The following is a 24,102-nucleotide window of genomic DNA, read 5'->3' as shown; positions in this document are numbered from 1 at the left end:
CTCGCTTCGCCTGAATCCTGTTAATCCATCTAAATCCTTTTAATCCTGTCCGCGCTTTTCAGTCGAGGCCTCCAGTCGCTCCCTCAGGGCTGGCCAGCCCTCCCAGAGGCTCAGGAGCTGGAAGGCGGCCAGCACCAGTGCGTGGTGGATCTCCCCTCGGGCCATGCGGGCCCGCCACTCGGGCCAGGGGCAGGCCCAGACCTGCAGTTCCTCGGCAGGGTCCAGCGCCAGCGGGCCATCCGGGTCGCAATCGAGGGCCAGGAAGCTGTGGCAGCGGTTGTTCTGGGTGGCCGGGTTCGGGGTGCAGGAACCCAGGGCCACCCAGCGGTCGGACACGAACCCCGTCTCCTCCCGCAATTCACGCAGTGCCGCGACCACCGGGGCCTCCCCCGCATCGCACCCCCCGCCCGGGATCTCGAGTGTGGAGGCGTCGATGCCGTGGCGGAACTGCTCCACCACCAGCAAGTCGCCGCCCCGTGTGAAGGCCACCACGTTCACCCAATCGGGCCCCTGGAGGCGGTAGAAGGCATGTTGCCGTCCCGTGTGGGGGCTGCGCCGCTGGGCCACGATCTGCCGGAAGAGCCGCGAATCCTGGCGCACGCTCTCGGACTCCTGGGTCCAGGCGGTGTTCGGATCGAAGCCCTCGGGATGACGGTGCAGCAGCCGCATCAGTACCTCGGCACGGAGGGATCCAGGCGGCAGTAAGCGTCGATGCCGCCAGCCAGGTGGGCCAGATCCGCGAACCCCGCGCCCTGGAGGAAGCGGAGGGCATAGAGGCTCCGGGTGCCATGGTGGCAGTAGGCCGCCACCGGCCGGGAGGGGTCCAGCTCGCTAACCCGGTCCGCCAGCTCGCCCAGGGGGATGAGGAGGGCGCCGGGGATGTGGGCCAGGTCGTATTCCCAGCGCTCGCGCACGTCGAGGCGCTGAACGGTCTCGGGCAGATCCCGGAAGGCCTCGGCGGATAGATGGATTCCGTTCTCAAACACGCTGAAGTTCTCCTTGGTCCAGTACGCGGCTGCAGATGTGATGGGTGATGACATCCATAGCCGTGCGGTTCTCCACGCCCGTCGGCACGATGAGATCCGCCCAGCGCTTGCTGGGTTCCACGAACTCCAGATGCATGGGGCGGACGCTCTGTTCGTACTGATCCATGACGCTTTCGAGGCTGCGGGCCCGCTCCTTTGTATCCCGTCGGATGCGGCGGAGGATGCGGATGTCGGCATCCGTATCCACGAAGACCTTCACGTCCAGCAAGTCCCTGAGCTCCTGAAGCGCGAAGAGCAGAAGGCCTTCCAGAATCACCACTTGGCCGGGTGGCACAGGTTCCTCCCAGCCCGTGCGATCAGAGATCGTGAAGTCATAGCGAGGCTTCTGGATGCTCTCGCCCCGATGCAGCGCCCCCAGGTGTGTGGCCATGAGCTCCAGATCGAAGGCATGGGGATGATCCCAGTTCACCGGCATGCCGCCGAAGCGGGACTTCACTACTTCCAACGGCGCGTAGTAGGCATCCATATCCAATAGGAGCGTGGCCACTTTGCGGCGACGCAGCCGTCTCACCAGCTCGGCGGCCACAGAGGTCTTTCCGCTGCCCGAGCCACCCACGATGCCCACCAGCATCGGCCTGTCGGTCATGTGCCCCCCTTTCTTCCATCCTATCGTCATGCGCCTCTGGTAAGGTTCTTGCCATGAATTGCACGCGTTTCGCCCCCGCCTTGGCCCTTCTTACGCTCCTGTCCGGATGCACTTCCGAAGACCCCAGGCTGCCCGGGAACCTCTACGAAGAGGCCCGAAAACTGAACCTGGAAGGCCGGAGCCTCGAAGCCAGGGCCATGATGAAGCAGCTGGTGGATCGCTACCCGGACACGGAAGCGGCCCGCCAAGCCACCCGGGACCTATTCCTGATCGAAGCCTTTGTGAATCGGGACGTGGCTGACCGCCAGAAGCAGGTGCGGGCGGCCCTCAAGCGCATCACAGACGCTCTGATCCGCTACAAGGCCAAGACCGGTGAGTACCCAGACTCGCTGCAGGGACTGGTCCCCGAATACCTCGACCAGGTGCCCGAAGCCCCTTGGGGCCATCCTTTTCTCTACCGCCCTTACGTCAGCCGTCCGGTGGAGGAAGTCCAGGTCAAGCGAGGCCCGGTGCGACAGAAATTCAACACCAAGCTGGACGGGTACTACCTGGTCTGCCTTGGCACGGACGGCGTCCCCGGTGGCGAGGGGCTGGCTGGCGATATTCTCATCAAGGACGGCGCCCCCTGGACTGACGGCCCCTTCCCGCCCGTTCCCCAGCCACAGCCCGTCCGTTGAGGTTCCAACCAACCTCGTGGCAAGCTGCGCACACCTTGGGCAGCTAACAAAATGCGGCCCATGGCCGCATTTTGCAGGTGCCTCCAGGCAGGAAACTAGCTGACGCCCCAGTCCAAAATCACCTTTCCGCTCTGCCCGCTCCTCATCGCGTCGAACCCCTTCTGGAAGTCGTCAATGCTGAAACGGTGCGTGATGACCGGGGTGATGTCCAGGCCACTCTGGACCATCGCGGCCATCTTGTACCAGGTTTCAAACATTTCGCGCCCGTAGATCCCTTTCAGGACGAGGCCCTTGAAGATCACCTGACTCCAGTCAATGGCACAGTCCCCGGGGAGGATGCCCAGCAGCGCCACGCGGCCGCCATGGTGCATCACTTCCAGCAGCGATTCGAAGGCATTGCGGTTGCCACTCATCTCCAGGCCTACGTCGAAGCCTTCGGTCATTCCCAATTCCTTCATCACTTCGGGGAGGCTCTTCTGCATGGGGTTCACGGCGACCGTGGCGCCCATCTTCCGCGCCAGTTCGAGTCGGTATTCGTTCACATCCGTGATCACCACGTTCCTCGCCCCCACATGCTTCGCGATGGCCACGGCCATGATGCCGATGGGGCCGGCGCCGGTGATCAGCACGTCCTCGCCCACCATGTCGAAGCTGAGGGCCGTGTGGGTCGCGTTGCCATACGGATCGAAGATGGAGGCCACCTCGTCCGGGATGTTGTCCGGCACCTTGAACACATTGAAGGCGGGGATGGAGAGGTATTCCGCAAACGAGCCCGTGCGATTCACACCTACGCCCACGGTGTTGCGGCAGAGGTGGCGCTTGCCTGCCCGGCAGTTACGGCAGTGGCCACAGGTGATGTGCCCCTCGCCGCTCACCCGATCGCCCGGCTGGTAGCCCTCGACTTCAGCACCCACCTTCTCGATGATCCCGAAATACTCATGCCCGACCACCATGGGCACGGGAATGGTCTTCTGGGCCCAGTCGTCCCAGTTGTAGATGTGCACGTCGGTGCCGCAGATGGCGCTCTTGTGGACGCGGATCAGCACATCGTTGGGGCCCATCTCGGGCATGGGCACCTCGCCCATCCAGATGCCTTCCTCGCGCTTGGTCTTGAGCAGGGCTTTCATGACGCCTCCAACCGCACCATTTCACCATCAAGATCAAAACTGGCCAACTTACCCTTCCGCCCTTGACGATTCGTGAAACCAGCCGATAAGGTTCTTGCAGGCGACCTATGACCTTCCTCTCCGCGCGGTTCAACCGCCATTCCAATAATCGGCTCCCTCGCGCGAATCGCGCGTGGGCCGGCGAGGGTCTCACCTAGACACCTGAATTCCCGGACCACCCCCGATTCGCGACAGCGGATCGGGGGTTTTGCTATTGGAGTCCCCATGTGCGGCATCCTCACCATCCTCGACATCGATCCTTCCCGCTCGAATCCGTCGGAGCTCCGGCGCCAGGCCCTGGCCATGGCGCGGAAGATCCGCCACCGGGGGCCGGACTGGAGTGGCATCTACAGCGACGACCGGGCCATCCTCGTCCACGAACGCCTCTCCATCGTGGATGTCGAGCACGGGGCCCAGCCCCTGGTCGACACCCTCCAAGGTACGGTCCTGGCGGTGAACGGGGAGATCTACAACCACCGGGAGCTTCGGCATGTCCTGCAGGAAGCCCATGACTTCCAGACCCTCTCGGATTGCGAGGTGATCCTCTACCTCTACGACGAGCTCTCGCCCCGGGATTTCCTCAACCGGATGAACGGCATCTTCGCCTTCGTGCTCTACGACCCCAAGCGCGAGACTTACCTCATTGCCCGGGACCCCATCGGCGTCATCCCCCTCTACCTGGGGTGGGATCGGGACGACCGGCTGTACGTCGCCTCGGAGATGAAGGCCCTGGTGGGCCACTGCGAGCGGATCCGCGAATTCCCCCCGGGACACTTCTACCTCGGGCACGAGGCGGACGAGGGGTTCCAACGCTACTACGAGCCTGACTGGGCCGAACCCGGCCATGTCCCGGATACCCCCTACGATTCCGCGGCCCTGCGCGCTGCGCTCGAAGCGGCGGTGCGGCGGCAACTCATGTGCGACGTGCCCTATGGCGTCCTGATCTCCGGGGGGGTGGACTCTTCTCTGATCGCGGCCATCGCCGCCCAGTTTCGGGAGGGTCGCGTGGAGGAGGGGGGCACGGCGCCGGCGTGGTGGCCGAGAATCCACAGCTTCGCCGTGGGTTTGGCGGGCGCGCCGGACCTGGCCCCGGCCCGGCTGGTGGCAGACCATATCGGCGCCATCCACCACGAGATCCACTTCACCGTGCAGGAGGGACTGGACGCCCTCTCGGATGTGATCTACCACCTGGAGACCTTCGATATCACGACGATCCGGGCGTCCACGCCCATGTATCTCATGATGCGGAAGATCCGGGCCATGGGCATCAAGATGGTGCTGTCCGGCGAAGGTGCAGACGAGATCTTCGGTGGCTACCTCTACTTCCACAAGGCACCGGACGGCCCGGAATTGCACGCCGAGACGGTGCGCAAGCTCCAGAAGCTGCACCTCTACGACTGCGCCCGCGCCAACAAGTCCAGCGCGGCCTGGGGGGTGGAAGCCCGGGTCCCCTTCCTGGACCGGGAATTCCTCGACGTGGCCATGCGCCTCGATCCCGCGGTGAAGCTGCCGCGAAACGCGCACCGGCCCCGCCCCATCGAGAAGTACCCCCTCCGGAAGGCTTTCGAGGGCCTCATTCCCGACGAGGTCCTCTGGCGCCAGAAAGAGCAGTTCTCGGATGGTGTGGGCTACAGCTGGATCGACAGCCTCAAGGCCGCGGCCGAGGGGGAGATCAGCGACGCCATGATGCGGGGGGCCTCCGAGCGTTTCCCTGTGAAGACCCCCGAAACCAAGGAGGCTTACCTCTACCGGCGGATCTTCGAGCACCACTTCCCCAGCGCGACGGCCGTGAACTGCGTGCCCTGGGAGCGCAGCGTGGCCTGCAGCACCGAGACCGCCCTGCGGTGGGACGCGTCCTTCGCGAACCAGGCCGATCCCTCCGGGCGGGCCGTGACCGATGTGCACGACCACGCCAAGGAGTGACGCGCTATCATCACGAGACCCACCGACACTGGGCATCCGCAGAGCGAACGTGACCATCGAGCAACGCCAGCACCCCCGAGTGCCCATTGCCTACCGCGTGAAGGTGGTGACGCCGGAACGCATCATCGCCTTCCCCACGGCCATCAACATCAGCATGGGCGGCCTCCTGATCGGCGGGTCGGATCGGCTGCCCGTGGGCACCGCCTGCGGCGTGGCCATCCTGCTTGAAGAGGCCGAGGCGGGCAAGCGGGTCGTGACGCGGGGAACCGTGGTCCGGTCTGATGCCAACGGCATGGCCATCCAGTTCTCGCGGGAGCTCGAAGGTCGCGACATCGAGGCCCTGAGGGCCCTGATCCGGTCCGTCTCACCCGAGGCGGATCGGGCCTTCGAGGCCCAGGAAAACCCCAAGGGTTGAACCAACCTGCATCCGATGGATCACCCGGAGCCTCCATGTCGAACCCCGAAGTCGCGCTGGCGCGCCTGCTGGATTACATCAAGCCAGGATCCGCCGCCAGGGGCTGCGGGGGCGAGGAGTGGGCTCCACCGGCCTTCGAGCGCTACGAAGACATCCGGGAATGGCTGAAGGAATCCGTCATGAGCGCCACCATGTATGAGCGGTTTCCGGACGGCCGCTGGACTGTCCAACTTCTGCTGAAGGAGCAGGAGCCCGGAACCTATCGGTACATCGTGTTGTAACCGATGCCAGGCTCATTCCGCCAAGCTGATCAGTCCATGCTGCGTGGCTCCCGATCCACGTCTTTCCGAACCTTGGCCTTGGCCGGGCTGGCGGTGGGGGCCGCGCTGCTCTCCAACCGCCTCGCTTCCCCGGCACGCCGCCTGGCTTGGGCCGGATCTGCGGTGCCGCTCTCTCCTGTGAGCCCCGGACCCGCGGCAACGCCACGCCCCGAAGGAGTCAGGCCCGAACCCGTGACCCAGGAGCCTGGGAGGGGTCACCTGCCCCACTCGGCTCCGCCCACTCCACCCGGGAAGACACCGCCTCCCGCCTCGGTCGCCCCGTCCACGCCGGAACCACCATCCTTCAGTCCCATCCGGGAGATCAGCAGTGCGGAAGCCTGGCAGGCCTTCCATTACGGCACGCCATTCCTGGACGCCCGCCGGGGCTCCGAATTTGCCGAAGGCCACATCGCCGGGGCCTGGAGCACCCCGGTGTGGGAATCCGATCTGGACGACCGCCTGCTCTCGTTCAAGGCCGCGCGCCGACCGGGCTCGGAAGATCCCATCGTCATCTACTGCAGCGGGGGTGACTGCCGGGATTCCCACCTGCTTGCCGAGAAGTTGCTGGGGGAAGGTTACTTCCACATACTCATTTTCCGCGATGGTTTCCCAGCCTGGGTGGCACAGGGCCGGCCCGTCGAGAAGGGAAGACCATGAGCCCCCGACTGCGGCGATGGCTCCTTCATCCCAGGCTCAGCCTGGCGGTGAGAATCGCCCTGGGTCTGGTCTTCATCGCGGCGGCTCTGCCCAAGATCGGCGATCCACCCGGCTTCGCCAAAGCCATCTGGGCCTATCAATTGGTTCCAGGCAAGGTATTGAACCCCATGGCCCTGGTGCTGCCATGGCTGGAGTTGGTCTGCGGCCTGGCGCTCTGCCTAGGCGTCTGGATCCGGGCTGCCCTAACATGGGTCGCGCTGCTGCTCCTGGCCTTCAGTCTGGCCCTCACCCTCAACCTCGCCCGCAACCATCCGGTGGATTGCGGGTGCTTCGGAGGCACCACGCACCGGACGGATGCCGAGCGCCTGACCGACATGCGGTGGTTGCTGCTGCGCGATGTTGGCTTGCTCCTCCTGGCCGCCCAGATCCTCCTGGCTACCCATCCCCGAAAGAATTGACGCCCCCAACCAGCTCAGTCTGGGGCGCGGTACCAATCGGCTGGCGCGGTCGATCAGCTTATTGGATCACTCCGAGTTCCCGGCCCACCTTGGTGAAGGCGGTAATGGCTTTGTCCAGGTCGGCACGGGTGTGCGCCGCGCTCATCTGCGTGCGGATGCGCGCCTGGCCCTTGGGCACCACCGGGAAGAAGAAGCCGATGACATAGACGCCCTCATCCAACAGGCGCTTGGCGAACTCCTGGGCCAGGGGCGCCTCATACAGCATGACGGGCACAATGGGGTGCTCGCCGGGCAGCAGCTTGAAGCCGGCCTTCTCCATACCGGCCCGGAAATACTGGGCGTTCTCATGCACCTGCTTGATAAGGCCCTGGCTGTTCTTGAGCAGTTCCAGCACCTTCAGCGTGGCGGCCACGATGGCGGGCGCCACGGAGTTCGAGAAGAGGTAGGGACGGGCCTTCTGCCGCAACCAGTCGATGGTCACCTGCCTTCCGGCGATGTAGCCGCCGGAGGCACCGCCCAGGGCCTTGCCGAAGGTACCGGTCATGAAGTCCACCCGGCCCATGACCCCGCAGTGCTCGTGCGTTCCCCGCCCATTCGTGCCCATGAAGCCCACGGCGTGGCTGTCGTCCACCATGACCATGGCACCGTATTTCTCCGCCAGGTCGCAGATCGCTCCGAGTTTGGCAATGTAACCGTCCATGCTGAACACACCGTCCGTCACCACCAGCTTGAAGCGGGCTCCGGCGGCATCTGCGGCCTTGAGCTGGGCCTCCAGGTCCGCCATATCGGAGTTGGCGTAGCGGAAGCGCTGGGCCTTGCAGAGGCGGATGCCGTCGATGATGGAGGCGTGATTCAGCGCGTCGCTGATGATCGCATCCTCCTCGCCCAGCAGGCCCTCGAAGATGGCGCCGTTGGCGTCGAAGCACGAGGAGTACAGCTGGGTGTCCTCGAAGCCCAGGAAGGCCGCCAGCTTCACTTCCAACTCCCGGTGGATGTCCTGGGTGCCGCAGATGAAGCGCACCGAAGCCATGCCGAAGCCGTGGTCATCCATCACGGCCTTGCCGGCCTGGATCACCTCGGGATGGTTGGCCAGGCCCAGATAGTTGTTGGCGCAGAGGCAGACCACGTCCTTGCCGTTGGCCTGCATCCGGGGCTGCTGGGGTGAGGTGATGATCCGCTCGGTCTTGAAGAGCCCGGCCTCCTTCAGCTGCTCGATTTCGTGGGTGAGGTGGGCCAGGTAGGCAGGATTCACAGTGGTCTCCTAAGCGTCAGAGCCCCATAGGATACTGCGAGGTTGCGTGACGAACGTCCGGTTGTGTCACCATCCTTGCGAACTGGAAAAGGATCCGACCATGCGCCCCGCTCTGCTCCTGCCCGTCCTCCTCCTGACGCTGGCCTGCAGCTCGAAGCTGGAACGGGCCAAGGCTGAGGGCTTGATCCGCAAGGACTATCCGGTGGTCGTGCCTGTCACCGTACCCGAGAAGGCCTCGGCAGAAAAAGGCAGTCCCGAGCACCTGCGCCTAGTGACGCTGAAGGAGAACCTGGACAAGAGTGGCTGGTTCGACAGTGCGGTCCAGGCCGAAGGCGAGCGGGAGACGTTCACCTTCCGCCTGAAGCCTGATGCCCCCAAGAGCATCAAGGCGGCGCCCAAAGGCTTCTCCATGCCCGCGGCCGAGGCGGTGTTCGTGCGCGCCGTCCATATGGAACCCACCCGCGAGGGAGCCCGCGTCACCTACGAGATTCGCCTGGACAAGCCCACGGCCCAGTTCCCCATCTTCCAGGCTGTCCATTCAGATGCGGCATTGGGCCAGACCAGGCAGCGCCACGCCACCTTCGAGCGCCGGCGGGGAAGCTGGGCACTGACGGGCACCGACGAGACTTACCGCAAGGCGGAGTGACCGGCGTTACACGCTCGTTCCTTGGGGGATGGCCAAGCCCCCGGTACCATTGAAGGCATCGAGGTTCCCTTGGATCACAGCCCTGCCTTCCGCTTGCGCCGGTTTCTGAACTGGTTTCCCCTGGGGCTGACCTACGCGGCCATGTACATGGGCCGCTACAACTTCAACATCGTGAAGAACGACATCGGCGCCTGGTACCACCTGGATAAAGCCCAGATGGGCCTCATCGCCTCCGCGGGCTTTTGGACCTACGGCCTGGCCGTGATCTTCAACGGGCCCCTGGCGGATCGCATCGGCGGTCGCAAGGCCATCCTCATCGGCGCCATCGGCGCGGCAGCGGTCAACCTGCTCATCGGGTTCATGTTCCTGAATGGTGATGCCTCCAAGGTGCTGGTGAGCATGAGCCTGCTCTGGAGCGCCAACATGTACTTCCAGAGCTTCGGCGCCCTGTCCGTGGTGAAGGTGAACAGCACGTGGTTCCACGTCAGCGAGCGCGGCATCTTCGGCGGCATCTTCGGCATCATGATCAGCTCAGGCTACTTCCTGGCCACTACCATCGGCGCTTGGCTGCTGGCCAGCTTCCGCAGCTGGACCGTCATCTGGTTTGTGCCGGCGGGTGCCATGACCTTCATGTTTCTCGCGGACTGGTTCCTGGTACGCAACCGCCCCAGCCATGCCGGGTATGACGACTTCGACACGGGGGACGGCTCCAACGCCGGTTCCGCGGATGAGACCCCCCTGCCCCTGGGTGACCTCATGCGGAAGGTCTTCCACAACCCGATCGTCGTCTCGCTCATCTTCGCGGAGTTCTGCACGGGCTTCGTGCGCCAGGGCGTGATGCTCTACTTCACGGAGTACCTGCAGGAGATCTACCACCTGGGCAAGAAGGAGCATCTCTTCTGGTGGACCGGCATCGCCTTCATGGGCGGCGGCATCCTCGGCGGTCTGCTCTGCGGCTGGATGAGCGACAAGCTGTTCCAATCCCGCCGACCGCCCGTGGCCTTCCTCTTCTACCTGGTGCAGGTGGTCATGCTCGGTCTGCTGGGCATGACCTTCGGTCAGGGCACCCATGGCGGCCAGGTCTGGGCCGTGCTCCTGCTGGGCCTCACGGCCATGTTCATCTTCGGCGTCCACGGCATGCTCAGCGGCACGGCGAGCATGGATTTCGGAGGCCGCAAGGCCGCGGCCACGGTCACGGGGGCCCTGGATGGCATCCAGTACATCGGTTCGGGCCTGACAGGGTTTGGCCTCGGATGGATCCTGAAGACCTACGGCTGGGATGGCGTGGCCGCCCCCGGCCACCAGCCCACCCATGCCTGGGTGTGGGTCGGCTCCATCATCCCCTTCAGCCTAATCGGCGCCTTCATCATGACCCGCATCTGGAGTGCCAGAGCGGGCGCAGGAACGCACTGAACAGAATTTGAAACCGCAGATGTCGCAGATGGCACAGATAAAAACGTTCAAGCGCTTTTCATCTGCGTCCATCTGCGGCATCTGCGGTTAAAGAGCCTTTTACTTCTTCGCCAACTGATCGAATGCAGCCTTGAGGCCACTGTGGATGGCCTGGATATCGGCAGGTTTCCAGAGCTTCTGGTCCTCGCGGACGAAGGTGGTCACGTCACTGCGGTTGTCGAAGCGGGCCACGGGCAGGTGATAGACCTTGGTCTCATAGCGGTCGCCGGCCTGGATGGTGCGCTCCACGCGGATGGTGCCGGGGCGGTCGCTCTGCTCCATGAGCCAGGCCATGTCATCCGTGCCGTACTGACCGAGCATAACCTCCATGGGCACGCTGTGATGGAGGATGCTGCCCTGGCCATCGGGGCGCCCCCGCTCGATGTTCTTGCGGCGGCTTTCGACCGGGTCCACCCAGACGTAGAGCACCGAGGCCGTTTCAAGGATGGCGGGCGCCAGGGTCTGGAAGGCCGTGTCGTAGCCGTGGGGTGGGCACAGGGGAAAGACCGAGCCATGGGCCCCGCCCCGGGCCGCTTCGATCACCAGCGTGCGACCCGTCTTGTCCAGGGCGTTCTGGCGGTTGAGGACATCCAACTCGGTGCGGCATTCGGCTTCCAGAGCCTCGGCCATGCGCACCCGGAGGCGATGAGGGAGGTCACCCAGGTACTCCGGCAGGCCCACCTTGACGTGGGCGGCATCCAGGCGGTCGAAGAGGTGCTGGGCGGCGCCAGGGACTTCGATCTGGCGGCTGGCCATGAGGTTCGCGTAGTCCTCGTTCAGCAGCTCGATGAGAACTGCCCAGGTCCAGTTGTCGCGAAAGGGGCGGTTGGGGCCGTGGTAGTAGGCGTAGCCCAGGCCGCAGGCCTTCAGCTCATCGTCGATGCGGTGCATCAGGTGGACATAGGGGTAGTCGTCGAGCTGCAGGGTGGGCCCCATGTGGAAGTCGTTCCGGCACTGATCCGGCGTGAGACTGGCCAGGTAGCGCCGGACTTCCGACTTGCCCGAGGCGGGCAGGCTGAACAGAAGGATCGTGTCGAGCAGGTGGGGCATAAGTCCATCCAACAGAAACCCCTAAGAATGCCATGACCGCTCCTCCCTGGCCCGTGATATGCCTGATACATGCGTGATCGCGAGATCGTCGAGCGCGTCCGGGACGCCACGGACCTGCTGGCCTTGGTGGGCCAGGCGGTGAAGCTGCGGAAACAGGGCTCGGCCCATGTGGGCCTCTGCCCCTTCCATGCCGAACGCAGCCCCAGCTTCCAGGTCGTGGCCAACCGAGGCTTCTACCACTGCTTCGGCTGCGGCAAGCATGGGGACGCCTTTGCCTGGCTCATGGAGCGCGAGGGCATGACTTTCCCCGAGGCCCTGGAGCAGCTGGCCCGGGCTGCCGGCATCGACCTGCCCCAGCGCCGGGAGCGTCCTGCGGCCGAACTGGATCTCGAGACCCGCCTGCGCAGCGCCCTGGAGGCGGCCCAGGCCTTCTACGAGCGGCAGCTGGAGCGCCATGAGGCGGCCCGGACCTACCTGCGCCAGCGGGGCTACGAAGGGCCTTTCGTGGCGGAGGCCGGCTTCGGCATGGCGCCGGATGGCTGGGATCCGCTGGTGACCCACCTGCGCGGCCTCAACTTCTCCGGCGAGCTGCTGGAGCAGGCGGGCCTGGCCAGCCGCAGCGAGCGCGGCACCCAGATCGACTTCCTCCGCAACCGCCTGACCATCCCCATCCACGACGGCCGGGGCCGCCTAGTGGCTTTCGGCGGTCGGATCATGGGCGAAGGACAGCCCAAGTACCTCAACACGCGCGACACGGTGCTGTTCCACAAGGGCGAGACCCTCTTCGGCTTCCATCGCGCCAAGGGCGCCATGAAGGACGGGGCCCTGGTGGTGGAAGGCTATTTCGATGTGCTGCAGCTCCACCAGCACGGGATCCATCAGGCCGTGGCTCCCCTCGGCACCGCCCTCACCGAGGAGCACTTGAAGCAACTGGGCCGGTTCACCCGCCGGGTCATCCTCTGCTTTGACGGCGACGCCGCGGGCCGGCGGGCCATGGAAAAGAGCCTGCGCATGGCCCTGCCCCTCGGATTCGAGGTGCGTCTGCTGGAGCTGCCCCAGGGGGAAGACCCCGATACCTGGTGCCTGAAGCTGGGCGGTGAGGCCTTCCGCGACCTGCTGCGGGCCGCTCCGGACTGGACGGCCTTCATGATCGACCGGGCCATGGAAGGCAAGGATCTGAGGCGCATCTCCGACCGGATGGGGGCCTTCAAGGACCTCCTGGATTTCCTGCCCTACCTGCCCCGCACCACCGAGAGCCGGGACCTCTTCTCCAGCCTGGCCCATCAGCTGCAGGTGCCCCTGCAGGAGCTGGACCGGGCCGTTCGAGGTCGGCAGGCCCCAGTTCGGGAGGCGGAGGCACCCGTCCAGGCTTCTTCGCCCCAGGAGCTCGACGACCTGATCCGCAGCCTGCTGCTCCTTTGCACCGCTGGCCACTGGCCTCGCGTCCAAGAGGTTCCACCAGCCTGGTGGGATGGCCTCGACGGGGCCCCCCTGCTCCAGGCCCTGCTGGATGCGGAAGGTGATCCAGCCCGCCTGCCCGAAGGAGCCCTCGCCGCCATTCGGCACCTGGATGCCCAGGCCAGCCGCCAGGACGAGGCCGGCCGGGACGCCGAGGCCCTCTTCGTGAAGCTCGAGGCCCGCTACGTGGACCGGGAGCTTCAGGCCAATAACCGCCTGCTGCTAGACCCCAGCACCCAGGTGGATCCGGCCCTGAGGCAGCGGGTGGAGGCCCGCCAGAATGAGCTGCTGGGACGCCAGAAGGATCTTTCCCGTCGCCGGCGTGGCCCCCGGTGAGGCCTGATCAGAAGATCAGGCCCTTGCCTGAATTTGCAGATCCCCTATACTGAAAAGTTCCGGACACGGCCCGGTACATTGGCCGTGTTCTGTTTTCCCCTCGGCCGCCGGGTCTTCCCACCCCAATGGCCCGATGCCTGCAGCGCTCTTTGAGGTCCGAATGGTTCCGACGCCGCCACGCGATGCCTACTACACCCTAACCAAAGCCCTGATCTCCATCGGAAGGAAAAACGGATTCCTGCTGGTTGACCAGCTCAACGACTTCCTCCCCAACACCGCCTCCAGCCCCGATGACCTCGAAGTGGTCATGGGTTTGTTCGCGCGTCTGGGCGTAGGCATCGGTGCTACGGAGGAGGAGGCCCAGGCCGCCCGCGAGGCCATCGAGCCTGAATTCATCATGGTGGAAGGTGGCGGGAAGGGTGACAAGGATCTCGAAACCGAGATCGACAGCCCTGACAGCGACAAGTTCAACGACCCCGTGCGCATGTACCTCAAGGAGATGGGCACGGTGCCCCTCCTGAAGCGCGAGGACGAGGTCGAGATCGCCAAGCGCATCGAGGTCGGCGTCCGCAGCGTCATGCGGGCTCTGTCCCGGTCCCGTCTCGCAGCCAGCCTCCTCATCGATATCGGCAAGATGCTGAAGGAGAATCCCGGCAAGATTCGCGAAGTTGTGGGCCTCTCCGACGAGGTGGACGACGACGAGGATGCCGAGAGCACCTCTGCCACCCAGCACGTGCATCACCAGTTCGAGAAGCTGCTGGTCTTCGACCAGGCCCTCCAGGACCTGCTGCAGATCAAGCTCCAGGTGGATGCCGGCACCAAGACTCTGCCCAAGAAGCGCAAGCTGGATCGCGAGATCCTCTACGCCCGGGCGCGGCTCTCACGGCAGATCCGCAAGCTGGGCCTCAACAGCCTCGCCGTCACCCGCCTGATCGACCGCATCACCCACCAGCACAGCCAGGTGATGGCCGGCGAGCGCAAGTGCCGTGAGCTGCGGGATCGCCTCAAGAATCCTGCTTTTGCCAAGCTCAAGGATCGCTACAAGGACGAGCTGACCCACATTGAGAAGACCCTGGCCGACTTCTTTGAGAAGTACGAGACCACCAGCGATTACTTCCACAAGGACTTCAACGGCCTCAAGGCTGCAGAAAGCATCAGCCGCGGCGCCAAGGCCGAACTGATCGAAGCCAACCTGCGTCTCGTGGTCAGCATCGCCAAGCGCTACACGAACCGTGGCCTGCAGTTCCTGGACCTCATCCAGGAGGGCAATATCGGCCTCATGAAGGCCGTGGACAAGTTCGAGTACAGCCGCGGTTTCAAGTTCTCAACCTATGCCACTTGGTGGATCCGGCAGGCCATCACCCGCGCCATCGCGGACCAGGCCCGCACCATCCGCATCCCGGTGCATATGATCGAGACCATCAACAAGCTCATCCGCACCCAGCGCGAGTTGGTGCAGAAGCTGGGCCGGGAACCTTCCAGCGAGGAGATCGCCCACGCCATGGACATGCCTGTGGGCAAGGTCCGCAAGGTGATGAAGATCGCACAGGAACCCATCTCCCTCGAGACCCCCATCGGCGAGGAGGAGGATTCCCACTTGGGCGACTTCATCGAGGACAAGACGGTGGTCTCCCCTGTGGAGCAGGTCGTCCAGCAGCGCCTCAAGGAGACCGTCCGCAACGTCCTCAACACCCTCAGTGAGCGCGAGGAGCGCGTGCTGCGCATGCGCTTCGGCGTGGGCGACGACGGTTCCGAGCACACCCTGGAAGAAGTCGGCAGCGAGTTCGCCGTCACTCGCGAGCGCATCCGCCAGATCGAGTCCAAGGCGCTCCGCAAGATCAGGCACCCGCGCTACTCCAAGACGCTCAAGGCGTTCCTGGGATAGAACAAAGCAGATCACCGCCAAGAGCGCCAAGAACCGCAAAAGCACTGTTTTTTTCTTGGCGTGCTTGGCGTCTTGGCGGTGAAAGCTTTTCCTTATGTTCAAGTGCCACTTGGCATGTGATCTGGATAGCCTGAACCCGTGATTGCTGAAAAAGGCCCCTTCGCTCCGCTCCGCAGCAAGATCTTCTTCGCGATCTGGATTGCGGCCATGGCTTCGAACGTGGGCACCTGGGTCCAGAGCGTGGGCGAGAAGTGGCTCATGGGGGAGATCACCCGGTCACCTCTGCTCATGAGCCTCGTCGAGACGGGGGCTACCCTGCCCATGCTGGCGCTGTCGATGCCCGGCGGCGCCATTGCCGACATCGTCGACCGCCGGCGGCTGCTCCTGGCCACCCAGGCCTGGATGCTCATGGCTGCCGCGGTCATGGCCATCCTGTCCGCCCTCCACCTGGTGACCCCGGGCGTGCTCATCAGCATGTCGCTGCTGCTGGGAGTAGGCGCGGCCCTCAATGCACCCGCCTGGCAGGCCTCGGTACCGGATCTGGTGCCGCAGGACCAGATCGCCGCGGGGGTGGCCCTCAACAGCGCCGGTTTCAATGTGAGTCGCGCGGTGGGCCCCGCGCTGGGCGGCCTGGTAGTGGGCTGGCTGGGCGCCACCTGGGCCTTCGCTCTCAACGCAGTCTCCTTCGTGGGTGTGCTCGTTGTCTTGAAGGGATGGAAGCGCCAACCCGTCACGACGGATCTGCCTGCGGAACGTTTCACTGCCGCCATGAAAGTTGGTCTGCGCTACACCTGGCACAGCAAGGCGCTGCAAGTAATCCTGCTGCGCGGCGGCGGTTTCGTCTTCTTCGGGGGCCCGATCTTCTCGCTGCTGCCCACCCTGGCCATCCACCGGCTCCACCTTGGTTCGACGGCCTTCGGTCTGCTGCTGGGCTGTACTGGGGCGGGGGCCGTGGGCGCCACGCTGGTCCTCCCCGCGCTTCGGCGGAAATTCACGCCAAACATGCTGATGGCGGCCGCCACGGTCACCTTCGCGGCGGGCCTGCTGGTGCTGGCCTTCGTCGCCCACACCCTTTCCGTCGGGCTGGCCCTCCTGGTCTGCGGGGCCGGGTGGCTGTCTGTGCTGAGCACCTGCAACACAGGTGTCCAGCTTTCAGTGCCTTCCTGGGTGCGGGCCAGGGCCCTGGGTGTCTACATCACGGTCTGGGGCGGCGCGATGGCAGGTGGAGCGGCCTTCTGGGGCGTGGTGGGCGAGCACTGGGGCATCCACACCGCCTATGCGGCGGCGGGCATCGGGATGTTACTGCTGCTGGCAGTCACGGCCCACTTGAAGATCCAGGCCCTCCACCAGCCGCTGGACCTGAGCCCCCACCACCTGCAGCCCCATTCACCCGGTCCCATCCATCCCAACGAGGGCCCGATCCTCACGGTGCTTGAATACCGGATCCCAGAGGAGCGCAAGGCCGCATTCCAGGAGGCCATGCGTGAGGTCCGCCGCATCCGCATCCGGGACGGCGCCGTGCGGTGGTCCCTCTTCCAGGATCTGGTGCCGCCCGACCCAGGGCAGCTCCGGTTCGTGGAGAGCTTCCTCAGCTCCAGCTGGGGGGAGCACCTGCGCCAGCACCACCGCGCCACCATGGAAGATCGGGCGTTTCTCAGCAAGGCCTACAGTCTCGGCGTGGAATCGCGGCCTAGGATCCGGCACCTGGCAGCTGCCTGGAGCGACCAGAGCTCCTTCCTGGATCGCATCCTGGAATAGGCTCCTAGGAGTCGCGGGCTGTTTCGGTCATGCTGGATCCATCGCTTCGGAGCCCGCGCCCGTGCTATCCAAGGACCAGACCCTGGGGAAATACCAGATCCTGGACCGCCTCGGCTCGGGCGGTTTCGGGGCCGTGTACCTGGCCATGGATACCTGGGTCAACCGCAAGGTGGCCCTGAAAGTGCCTCACCAGCAACAGGATGAGATCGTGGATCTGCTGAAGGAGCCCCGCATCATGGCGGGCCTGAAGCATCCGAACATCGTCGAGCTCATCACCGTCGAGCGGAAGAACGGGATCTTCTTCATGGTCCTGGAATACATCGAAGGCGAGAGCCTCGATCGCCTCATCCGCCGCGAGCGCACCCTGCCACCGGCGCGGGCCCTGGAAGTGAGCCTGGATGTCTGCAGTGCCATCGCTTTCGCCCATGGCCACCAGATCCTCCACCGTGATCTGCGCCCCGCCAACATTCTCCTGAACCGCGAGGGCGTGGCCAAAGTCACTGACTTCGGGACTTCTCGGGTGCTGGAGATGCAGCATGTCCCCTACGCGCCCACGCGCATCGGCTCGCCGCCCTACATGGCCCCCGAGCATTTCCGGGGCCGGGCTGTCTTCCAGTCCGACCTCTGGTCATTGGGCATCACCCTCTACGAGATGCTCACGGGCACCGTCCCCTTCTACGACGCAGATCCCCTCAAGATCGCCCAGGCCTTCACCAGCCAGCAGATCCTGGCGCCCCACCTTCGCAATCCCATCGTGCCCAAGGCCTTTTCCGAAGTGGTCATGAAGGCCCTGGCCGTGAATCTCGGTGAGCGCTACTTGTCGGCTCAGGCCTTTCTGGAGGCCCTGCGCCGTCTCAAGGATAGCGTCGCCCGCGAAACCCGCCCCCTCGGCACCGCCGTGCTCGCCTCGAACAGCTCGGGCCCACACCTCACCCTGCGCGCGGCCACCCAGGCCAGACTATGCCGCTTCTGCTACCGCCAGCTGCCGCGCATGGCCATGATCTGTCCCAGCTGCGGTGAAAAAAACTGATGGTCTGGCACCCTACGAAACTAGCGGTGCAACGGCTCTGGGGCCGCCGCTGGGTGCGCCGCGTGACTTACGTTCTGGTGGCCGGCACCGCCACCATCACCATCGTGCCTTGGTTGGCCACACGGCCAGCGGTCACCCGCTGGACGGTCTCAAAGCTCGACGCCCTGGTCCGTGATGAGACCGGCCTCACCCTGGAAGTCGGCCAGTTAGAAGTCCACCCCCTTTTCGGATCCTTCGCCCTGCGGGACGTACGTCTCGGCGGCGATCTGCTTACGGTGCAGAGAATAGAGGTCCAGGCTGACCTCGCCTCACTGCTCTCCGCCACACCCCACCTCTTCTCCATCAGAGTCGAGCACCCCCACCTTCGCCTCACGGAAGCGGGCCTGTCCGCCATCCACTTGAAGGAGCACCCTCCCCGGAAGGGCCCCCTGCCCCAAGTGCGGCTGGACCTGCTCAGCCTCACGGGAGGCGTGATCGAAATCCCCGAACCATTGCGGGGCCTGCCAGCCATGCGCTACCAATTCGAAGTAAAGGCCACGGGCCCAGAACCCAACCGCTTGCGGATGGATGTGGCGGGCCCCCAACTGCTGGTACAAGGTCCGAAAGGCTGGGAGAAGGGCCGTCTGGATCTGAACGGTGAACTTTCCGAGAAGCTCGTGATCCTCAAGGAGGGCTATATCCGCCTCGGGGAAAGTCAGATCCGCCTGAACGGGCGGTTCGATACGAAGACGCCCCAGCGGCCTGAGCGGCTTGAAGCCCAGCTCACCGGAGTCGTGGCCCTGGCCCAGGCCTCTCACTGGGGCGGCATGGCCCGGCCTCCCCTCACGGGCAACCTGGACCTCACTGCCTCGGTGCATGGCGCCTTGGCGAATCCACAGTGGACGGTCAGCGCCGAGGGGGCCGGGCTCAGGCCCTCAGAGGGCGCCTTCGTCCCCGGCAGCCTCGATGTTCGCGGCAGCGGCAACCTGGAAGGGTTTCAGTTGAGCCACCTCTGGTGGCATTCCTCCCAGGGGGACCTCTCCGTGGAGGGAGGCTGGTCCCGCAAAACCCCAGCCAAGGCGACTCTTTCGGGCCAGGCCATGGATCTCGGGGCCCTTGGCAAGTTCCTCCGATTGCCAGAACTCAACGGCGTCAGGGGCACGCTGAAGGCCCAGGTGGAAGGCCCACGAGATGCCGCCGCCCTCAGCCGGCCGGACCGCTGGCAGGGAGCCGTGCAGCTCGGGCTGACTCAGCATGGACTGGAGGCTGGAAGCCTGCAGGCCACCCTGCGAAACAGCCGGGCCACCCTGGACCGCCTCCACCTGGACCTGGAGGACCTCAAGGCTGAAGGAACTGGTTGGGCTGACCTTGGCCCTCGCGGACTGGTCCGCCTGGAGGCCGAAGGGAACGCGGGTGTGGGTGCGGCCCAGGTGGCCGACGCGCTCCGGGCCTGGAAGGTGGTGGACCTGGATATGGAAGGGCAGGCCCAAGCCCAGGCCAAAGTCCGATGGAGCCGGAGTCCAGGTCTGGAACTGGAGGGCTCGGTCGAGGTGGCTCGTCCCCGCTGGCACGGAGCCATGGCTGACAGCGTCCAAGCCAAGGTCCAAATACAGGGCACCGAATTGCGCGTCACGGACATCGACCTGAAAAAGGAGGAGGGTCGCGGCGGCGGGGACCTCTGGCTCACCTGGGCTCGCACCGCCCCGGGCCAGCCCCAGATGGATATGTGCTTCACGGCCTTCCGCCTGCCCGTGGCTGAAGGCTTGAAGGCCGCCGACCTGAAGGACAGCGAAGGGAAGGAACTCCCCATCACGGGAACCGGTGGCGGCTGGGTGCGTCTCCAGGGCCCCTTCGACCACATCACCATGATGGGCGCGGCCCAAGTCGAATCTGGCGAAGTTTACGGCATCAATATTCCAGCGGCTTCCTCGGACTTCGCCATGGACCTGGACACCCTCCGCATGCGTCTCGACGATGTGCGGATCGGGGAGCAGCTGGACCAGCTGGGTACGCCCGAGGTCGGCCCCGAAGGCGCCCTGGCCCTGACCGGCAAGGCCGACATGGACTTCCAGCGCTGGACCTGGCGCGTGGATCTATCCGGGCGCCTGGATTCCCAGCTCCTGGCGCTCCCCGGGCCCCGCCTCCAGGCCCAGGTGGAGGCCCGGCTGCTGGGACCCATCACCAGCCCGTTCGGCGCCCTGGACCTGCCCGAAGGCCAGGCCACGTTAAGCCGGGGCCGCGTCTTTTTCGAGGGCCGAAGCGTGGAGGGTCTCGAGGCGTCGGTGAAGCTGGAGCGAGGCCGGTTGGAGGGCCGGCTCGGCATCGAAGGCATGGCGCACCCGCTGGTGGAAGCCCAAGCCAGGCGGGATGGACCCGATCTGGTCGGCAGCCTGGCCCTCGACGTGTCCCCCGCCAGTGCTCACACGGACCTCCTCGCCCGGGGGCTCACGGATGACCTGCTGGAGGACTTGAACCTGGGAGCCACCGCCCAGGGCCGCTGGAACGGTCGGACGTTGACCTGGTCCGGCACCCTGAACAGCCTGGCCGCGCAGTTCAGCGCATTCGAACTGCACCAGGTCAAGCCCTCGGCCCTCAAGGGCGATGCGACCGGTGCGGAAGTGGACATCACGCTGGAGGGCGGTGCCCGGGCCGCCACGGACGCCTCCCCCATCCAGGCGGCGGGCCTCCGCCTATCAGGGGTTTTGCCCTTCTCACCCTCCGCTCCCCTGGGGCTCCAGACTCAGGGCACTGCGAATCTGGCCCACCTCAAAGCCATCTTCGACCGTGTGATGGAAGTGGACGAGTACAACCTGCTCTCCGAGGTCAGAGTCCAAGGAACCAGCCGCTTCGATCTCCTGGTCCATGGGACCTATGCCAATCCACAGCTCGACGGCACGCTCTCCCTGGACAAGGGCCAGCTGTACCTCCGGGGCTATCAAGGCGTGGAAGACCTCCAGGCTGAAGTTGTTTTCAAGGACCGCACCGTCTCCATCCCAGTGGACAAACCCCTGCGGGGCACGCTGGCCCACGGTGACCTGGTGGTCTCCGGCGGCATCATCTGGCGGCTGGGTGGTCTGGATACGTACGCGCTGAAGGCCTCCCTGGCCAACTTCCAGCTGCGCGATGTGCCCGATGGCCTGGACCTCCAGGGCACCCTGCGCGCCACCCTGGAAGGCACGGAGGAAAGCGGCCTGCTCAAGGGCCGGTTGCGGGCCGATCGGTTGAGCTATCACACCGAAGTGAAGCTCGCCGACCTCATCCTTCGCAGCGCGCTCAGCGACAGTGGCGGCCTGGTGGGCTTGGACCTGGACGATCCCCTGGAGCGCATCCGGCTGGAATTGGACCTCGACCTCCGCAGCCCCTGGAGTTTCGACACCAACCTCCTGAAGCTGGAAGGCCACACGGAAGGCGCCTTCCAGGTGCTCGGCACCCTGGCCCACCCCATCCCCAAGGGCACCCTGGTCTTCCAGCCCGGTGGCCGCATCACCAACATCTTCCCGGCGGGGGACATGGTGGTGAACCAGGGTTCGCTCAAGTTCACCGAATCCCGCGCCATGGATCCCATCATCAACCTCCAGGGGAGTGTCACCTCCATCCCAGGCTATACGGTGAACCTCGATATCCACGGCACTTTGAGCAACCTGAACATCGTGCCCAGTTCCACGCCGAGCCTGCGCCAGGACGAGATCGTGGCCATCCTCATCAACCCTGGCAACGTGGCCAACGTCGGTACCGCCAGCGCCACTTCCGGCGCCACCCAGGGCGCCATCACCTCGGGCATCGCCAGCGCCGGCTCCGGCCTCATCTCTACGTTGGCCTTCGCGCCGTTGCAGGAGCAGCTGCGGAGATCCCTCGGCCTGGACCGCGTGAACGTGGCCGTGCGAACCACCAGCATGGGCACCACGGAAACGGAAGTCACCTTCGGCAAGAGCATCAACTTGTTCGGCCAACGCAGTGCCTTCGTGGTGTCACACCGGAAAAGCGGCGAGCTGAGCATCACCTCCGGGCAAGTGGAGTGGCGCTTCGGCGACTTCATCCTGCAGCTGGGGGCCAGCAAAGGCGCCGGGGCCGCGCTCCTTCCCTCGGGGGAGATCCGTCATACCTGGAGCCCGAAGTAGGCTGGAGGTCGGCGGCGGAAGACGGTAGTTTGGAGTTGGAGATGGCCATGCTGACCGTCAAATGTTTTGCCCGCTATCGCGCCCTCCTGGGTTTCAGTGACCTCGCCCTGCCTGCAGTCCCCACCCTGGGTGACCTGCTGGCAGACCCGCGCTTCGCGGACCTGCCCAAGGACGCCCTGCTCGCGGTGAACCAAGCCTTCGCCGACCGGAGCACGCCGCTCACCGACGGCGACGAAGTGGCCTTCATGCCGCCGGTCTCAGGCGGCTGATCAACCCTCGTGCCGGATCTCCAGCACTTCACCCCCGCTGAGGCGCAACAGCTCCTGGAAGCCCGGTTCCCGCCGCAGGCGATCCTCCGGTCGCTCGGTCTGAGCTGTCTCCGTACCGCCCTCGAAGCGGATCTCCAGTTCCCTCAGACCTGGCAGCACGGCGGCCAACGCAGCCAGCACGTGGGGATTGGCCTGTTCCCGCTCCAGGTCCTGGAGGGTCTGCCGGACATTGCCAGGGAAGCGGAACCGGAGGACCGGCGGCTCCCATCGAAGCTCCGAAGCCATCTGGGGGGCGGTGCCGAGGGCGCGCAGGCCGGGGATGGCACGAAGCGCTTCGCTGCAAGCCATCCGCAGCTCGGGGGACGCCGAAGCGCCAGGAGGCATGGGCGCCCGGACCCGCAGCGGGGCCTGGGCTTGCGGGGCAGCCGGCGTGGGCCTGCGAGGCCCCTCAGGCGCCGGCGCGGCCTGGGGGGCCCTGGAAGGGACCGGAGGCGGACCGGCCGGCGGGCCTGAGGGCCGGGCACCCGACACCAGGGCATCCAGCGGCGTCAGATGCGGTAACTGGGAGGCGGTCACCAGGGCCAATTCCACCACCACCCTGGGCAGGCTGCTGTCCCGCAGGTCCCGCTCCCGGCTCAGCAGAAGGTGGAGCATCCGGGCCCAGCGCAGCAGGTCCTGCGGGCCGCGTGCCGCCCGGGCTTCCTGCTCCAGCCGGTCACGGAAGGCGAGGACCAGCTCGCGCCAGAAGGTGGCCCAGTCGGCGCCCTGCTCGTTCAGTTCCCGACAGGCCTCCACCAAGGCCGCTGAGTCACCAATGGCCAGCGCGGACATCACACCCTGCACCAGATGGGCGCTGACGATGCCCAGTTGTTCGCGGACGGACTCCTCCAGCACCCTTCCGTCACCCGCGGCGATGACCCGGTCAAGGATGGTGAGGGCGTCGCGCATAGACCCCTGCCCGGCCTCGGCCACCAGCCGCAGGCTGCCGCTCTCGGCCTCGACGCCCTCCTGCTCGCAGACGTGCTTGAGGCGGCCTTCGATGAGCCCCACGGGGATGAGGCGGAAGGGGAAGATCTGGACGCGGCTCTTGATGGTGTCCGGCACATCCTGCAGCTCGGTGGTGGCCAGGACGAAGATGGCGTGGGGTGGCGGTTCCTCGATGACCTTCAGGAGGGCGTTGAAGGCCTCGGTGCTGAGCATGTGGACTTCGTCGATGATGTAGACCCGATAGCGGCAGAAGGCGGGACGCGTCTGCACCTGCTCCCGGAGGGCCCGGGCATCGGCCACGGACGCCCGGCTGGCGGCGTCGATCTCGACGATGTCCAGGTTCTGATCCGGCTGCTCCGCGGCCCGGCAGGGGCCGCAGAGGCCACAGGGCGTGGCGGTGGGGCCCTCCACGCAGTTCAGGGCCCGGGCCAGGATGCGGGCGGTGCTCGTCTTGCCCGTGCCCCGCACACCCGCGAACAGGTAGGCCTGGTGGATGCGCCCGCTCTCCTTGGCCCGCTTCAGCGCATTGGCCAGGGCCTTCACACTGCCTTCCTGCCCGACCAGGTCGGAAAGCAGGCGGGGACGGTACTTCAAGGCGAGGGTGGTCATGGGACATCCAGTCTCCCACAAGGCC

20 protein-coding genes and 2 pseudogenes are annotated in these 24,102 nt (G+C 65.6%); 15 read left to right on the top strand and 7 right to left on the bottom strand.

What is annotated here, in order from left to right; translation table 11 throughout:
* Positions 1–39: 39 nt before the first annotated feature.
* From NOV74_RS02310 to udk, 3 genes are read right to left on the bottom strand one after another with little or no spacing between them, the layout of a single operon-like run.
* Positions 40–669: an NUDIX hydrolase gene (locus tag NOV74_RS02310; RefSeq protein ID WP_257308901.1), complete on the bottom strand. Its 630-nt coding sequence runs from the start codon at positions 667–669 to the stop codon at positions 40–42.
* Entirely contained in the window at positions 669–986 is a 318-nt protein-coding gene (locus tag NOV74_RS02305; RefSeq protein WP_257308899.1) for a rhodanese-like domain-containing protein, read from the bottom strand. Before NOV74_RS02305 ends, NOV74_RS02310 begins: the two co-directional genes overlap by 1 nt.
* The gene (udk, locus tag NOV74_RS02300; RefSeq protein WP_257308896.1) at positions 979–1,632 is read right to left on the bottom strand and encodes a uridine kinase; all 654 of its coding nucleotides are present in this window, start codon (positions 1,630–1,632) and stop codon (positions 979–981) included. The genes NOV74_RS02305 and udk overlap by 8 nt, the downstream gene beginning before the upstream one ends.
* 53 nt (positions 1,633–1,685) lie before the next feature.
* Between udk and NOV74_RS02295 the strand changes: the two genes are divergently transcribed.
* A complete protein-coding gene (locus NOV74_RS02295) occupies positions 1,686–2,309 on the top strand; it encodes a type II secretion system protein GspG (protein ID WP_257308894.1) in 624 nt (207 codons plus the stop codon).
* Positions 2,310–2,404: 95 nt separating this feature from the next.
* On the opposite strand, the gene tdh is transcribed toward NOV74_RS02295, so the two are convergent.
* The gene (gene tdh, locus NOV74_RS02290; RefSeq protein ID WP_257308892.1) at positions 2,405–3,436 is read right to left on the bottom strand and encodes an L-threonine 3-dehydrogenase; all 1,032 of its coding nucleotides are present in this window, start codon (positions 3,434–3,436) and stop codon (positions 2,405–2,407) included.
* Positions 3,437–3,700: 264 nt separating this feature from the next.
* Between tdh and asnB the strand changes: the two genes are divergently transcribed.
* The 5 genes from asnB to NOV74_RS02265 are packed head-to-tail and all read left to right on the top strand — an operon-like array spanning position 3,701 to position 7,248.
* Complete coding sequence (gene asnB / locus NOV74_RS02285; protein WP_257308890.1) at positions 3,701–5,398, top strand: asparagine synthase B; 1,698 nt, start codon at positions 3,701–3,703, stop codon at positions 5,396–5,398.
* Positions 5,399–5,447: 49 nt separating this feature from the next.
* On the top strand, positions 5,448–5,813 hold the full coding sequence (locus NOV74_RS02280; RefSeq protein ID WP_257308888.1) for a PilZ domain-containing protein: 366 nt from the start codon (positions 5,448–5,450) through the stop codon (positions 5,811–5,813).
* 35 nt (positions 5,814–5,848) lie between these two features.
* Positions 5,849–6,094 carry a hypothetical protein gene (locus NOV74_RS02275; protein WP_257308885.1) on the top strand — a complete coding sequence of 82 codons (246 nt, stop codon included), beginning with the start codon at positions 5,849–5,851 and terminating at the stop codon, positions 6,092–6,094.
* A gap of 36 nt (positions 6,095–6,130) precedes the next feature.
* Entirely contained in the window at positions 6,131–6,790 is a 660-nt protein-coding gene (locus NOV74_RS02270) for a rhodanese-like domain-containing protein (protein ID WP_257308883.1), read from the top strand.
* Positions 6,787–7,248 carry a MauE/DoxX family redox-associated membrane protein gene (locus NOV74_RS02265; protein WP_257308881.1) on the top strand — a complete coding sequence of 154 codons (462 nt, stop codon included), beginning with the start codon at positions 6,787–6,789 and terminating at the stop codon, positions 7,246–7,248. The genes NOV74_RS02270 and NOV74_RS02265 overlap by 4 nt, the downstream gene beginning before the upstream one ends.
* Positions 7,249–7,306: 58 nt before the next feature.
* On the opposite strand, the gene NOV74_RS02260 is transcribed toward NOV74_RS02265, so the two are convergent.
* Positions 7,307–8,500, bottom strand: a complete 1,194-nt coding sequence (locus tag NOV74_RS02260) for a glycine C-acetyltransferase (RefSeq protein WP_257308879.1) — start codon at positions 8,498–8,500, stop codon at positions 7,307–7,309.
* Between the two features lie 100 nt (positions 8,501–8,600).
* On the opposite strand from NOV74_RS02260, the gene NOV74_RS02255 reads away from it, so the two are divergent.
* A complete protein-coding gene (locus tag NOV74_RS02255; protein ID WP_257308877.1) occupies positions 8,601–9,146 on the top strand; it encodes a hypothetical protein in 546 nt (181 codons plus the stop codon).
* A 69-nt stretch (positions 9,147–9,215) separates the two neighbouring features.
* On the top strand, positions 9,216–10,559 hold the full coding sequence (locus NOV74_RS02250; protein WP_257308875.1) for an MFS transporter: 1,344 nt from the start codon (positions 9,216–9,218) through the stop codon (positions 10,557–10,559).
* A gap of 99 nt (positions 10,560–10,658) precedes the next feature.
* On the opposite strand, the gene NOV74_RS02245 is transcribed toward NOV74_RS02250, so the two are convergent.
* The gene (locus tag NOV74_RS02245; protein ID WP_257308873.1) at positions 10,659–11,648 is read right to left on the bottom strand and encodes a hypothetical protein; all 990 of its coding nucleotides are present in this window, start codon (positions 11,646–11,648) and stop codon (positions 10,659–10,661) included.
* A gap of 69 nt (positions 11,649–11,717) precedes the next feature.
* On the opposite strand from NOV74_RS02245, the gene dnaG reads away from it, so the two are divergent.
* The 7 genes and pseudogenes from dnaG to NOV74_RS02210 all read left to right on the top strand — a co-directional run bounded on the left by dnaG (position 11,718) and on the right by NOV74_RS02210 (position 22,481).
* Positions 11,718–13,442: a DNA primase gene (dnaG, locus tag NOV74_RS02240; RefSeq protein ID WP_257308871.1), complete on the top strand. Its 1,725-nt coding sequence runs from the start codon at positions 11,718–11,720 to the stop codon at positions 13,440–13,442.
* A gap of 133 nt (positions 13,443–13,575) precedes the next feature.
* A pseudogene (locus NOV74_RS15525) lies at positions 13,576–13,797 on the top strand (RNA polymerase sigma factor region1.1 domain-containing protein); the annotation flags it as partial.
* A 108-nt stretch (positions 13,798–13,905) separates the two neighbouring features.
* A pseudogene (gene rpoD, locus NOV74_RS15280) lies at positions 13,906–15,327 on the top strand (RNA polymerase sigma factor RpoD); the annotation flags it as partial.
* A 138-nt stretch (positions 15,328–15,465) separates the two neighbouring features.
* Positions 15,466–17,085: an MFS transporter gene (locus NOV74_RS02225; RefSeq protein WP_257308869.1), complete on the top strand. Its 1,620-nt coding sequence runs from the start codon at positions 15,466–15,468 to the stop codon at positions 17,083–17,085.
* Positions 17,086–17,146: 61 nt separating this feature from the next.
* Positions 17,147–18,115, top strand: coding sequence for a serine/threonine protein kinase (locus NOV74_RS02220; protein ID WP_257308867.1), 969 nt, complete (start codon positions 17,147–17,149; stop codon positions 18,113–18,115).
* Positions 18,115–22,212: a translocation/assembly module TamB domain-containing protein gene (locus NOV74_RS02215; RefSeq protein WP_257308865.1), complete on the top strand. Its 4,098-nt coding sequence runs from the start codon at positions 18,115–18,117 to the stop codon at positions 22,210–22,212. Before NOV74_RS02220 ends, NOV74_RS02215 begins: the two co-directional genes overlap by 1 nt.
* Before the next feature lie 47 nt (positions 22,213–22,259).
* Complete coding sequence (locus NOV74_RS02210; RefSeq protein ID WP_257308863.1) at positions 22,260–22,481, top strand: MoaD/ThiS family protein; 222 nt, start codon at positions 22,260–22,262, stop codon at positions 22,479–22,481.
* Here NOV74_RS02210 and dnaX read toward each other — a convergent pair whose 3' ends face one another.
* Entirely contained in the window at positions 22,482–24,077 is a 1,596-nt protein-coding gene (dnaX, locus tag NOV74_RS02205) for a DNA polymerase III subunit gamma/tau (RefSeq protein WP_257308862.1), read from the bottom strand.
* Between the last annotated feature and the right edge of the window lie 25 nt (positions 24,078–24,102).

The organism is Geothrix fuzhouensis (genome assembly GCF_024609325.1).
In the GTDB taxonomy this organism is placed as follows: domain Bacteria; phylum Acidobacteriota; class Holophagae; order Holophagales; family Holophagaceae; genus Geothrix; species Geothrix fuzhouensis.
This window is presented reverse-complemented; position numbering and strand designations above follow the sequence as displayed.

Excerpts from the sequence above, each read along its gene's own strand:
- NOV74_RS02310 (WP_257308901.1), bottom strand. The coding sequence starts at position 669 with ATGCGGCTGCTGCACCGTCATCCCGAGGGCTTCGATCCGAACACCGCC.
- udk (WP_257308896.1), bottom strand. The coding sequence starts at position 1,632 with ATGACCGACAGGCCGATGCTGGTGGGCATCGTGGGTGGCTCGGGCAGC.
- NOV74_RS02295 (WP_257308894.1), top strand. The coding sequence starts at position 1,686 with ATGAATTGCACGCGTTTCGCCCCCGCCTTGGCCCTTCTTACGCTCCTG.
- tdh (WP_257308892.1), bottom strand. The coding sequence starts at position 3,436 with ATGAAAGCCCTGCTCAAGACCAAGCGCGAGGAAGGCATCTGGATGGGC.
- asnB (WP_257308890.1), top strand. The coding sequence starts at position 3,701 with ATGTGCGGCATCCTCACCATCCTCGACATCGATCCTTCCCGCTCGAAT.
- NOV74_RS02275 (WP_257308885.1), top strand. The coding sequence starts at position 5,849 with ATGTCGAACCCCGAAGTCGCGCTGGCGCGCCTGCTGGATTACATCAAG.
- NOV74_RS02270 (WP_257308883.1), top strand. The coding sequence starts at position 6,131 with ATGCTGCGTGGCTCCCGATCCACGTCTTTCCGAACCTTGGCCTTGGCC.
- NOV74_RS02265 (WP_257308881.1), top strand. The coding sequence starts at position 6,787 with ATGAGCCCCCGACTGCGGCGATGGCTCCTTCATCCCAGGCTCAGCCTG.
- NOV74_RS02255 (WP_257308877.1), top strand. The coding sequence starts at position 8,601 with ATGCGCCCCGCTCTGCTCCTGCCCGTCCTCCTCCTGACGCTGGCCTGC.
- NOV74_RS02245 (WP_257308873.1), bottom strand. The coding sequence starts at position 11,648 with ATGCCCCACCTGCTCGACACGATCCTTCTGTTCAGCCTGCCCGCCTCG.
- dnaG (WP_257308871.1), top strand. The coding sequence starts at position 11,718 with ATGCGTGATCGCGAGATCGTCGAGCGCGTCCGGGACGCCACGGACCTG.
- NOV74_RS02215 (WP_257308865.1), top strand. The coding sequence starts at position 18,115 with ATGGTCTGGCACCCTACGAAACTAGCGGTGCAACGGCTCTGGGGCCGC.
- NOV74_RS02210 (WP_257308863.1), top strand. The coding sequence starts at position 22,260 with ATGCTGACCGTCAAATGTTTTGCCCGCTATCGCGCCCTCCTGGGTTTC.
- dnaX (WP_257308862.1), bottom strand. The coding sequence starts at position 24,077 with ATGACCACCCTCGCCTTGAAGTACCGTCCCCGCCTGCTTTCCGACCTG.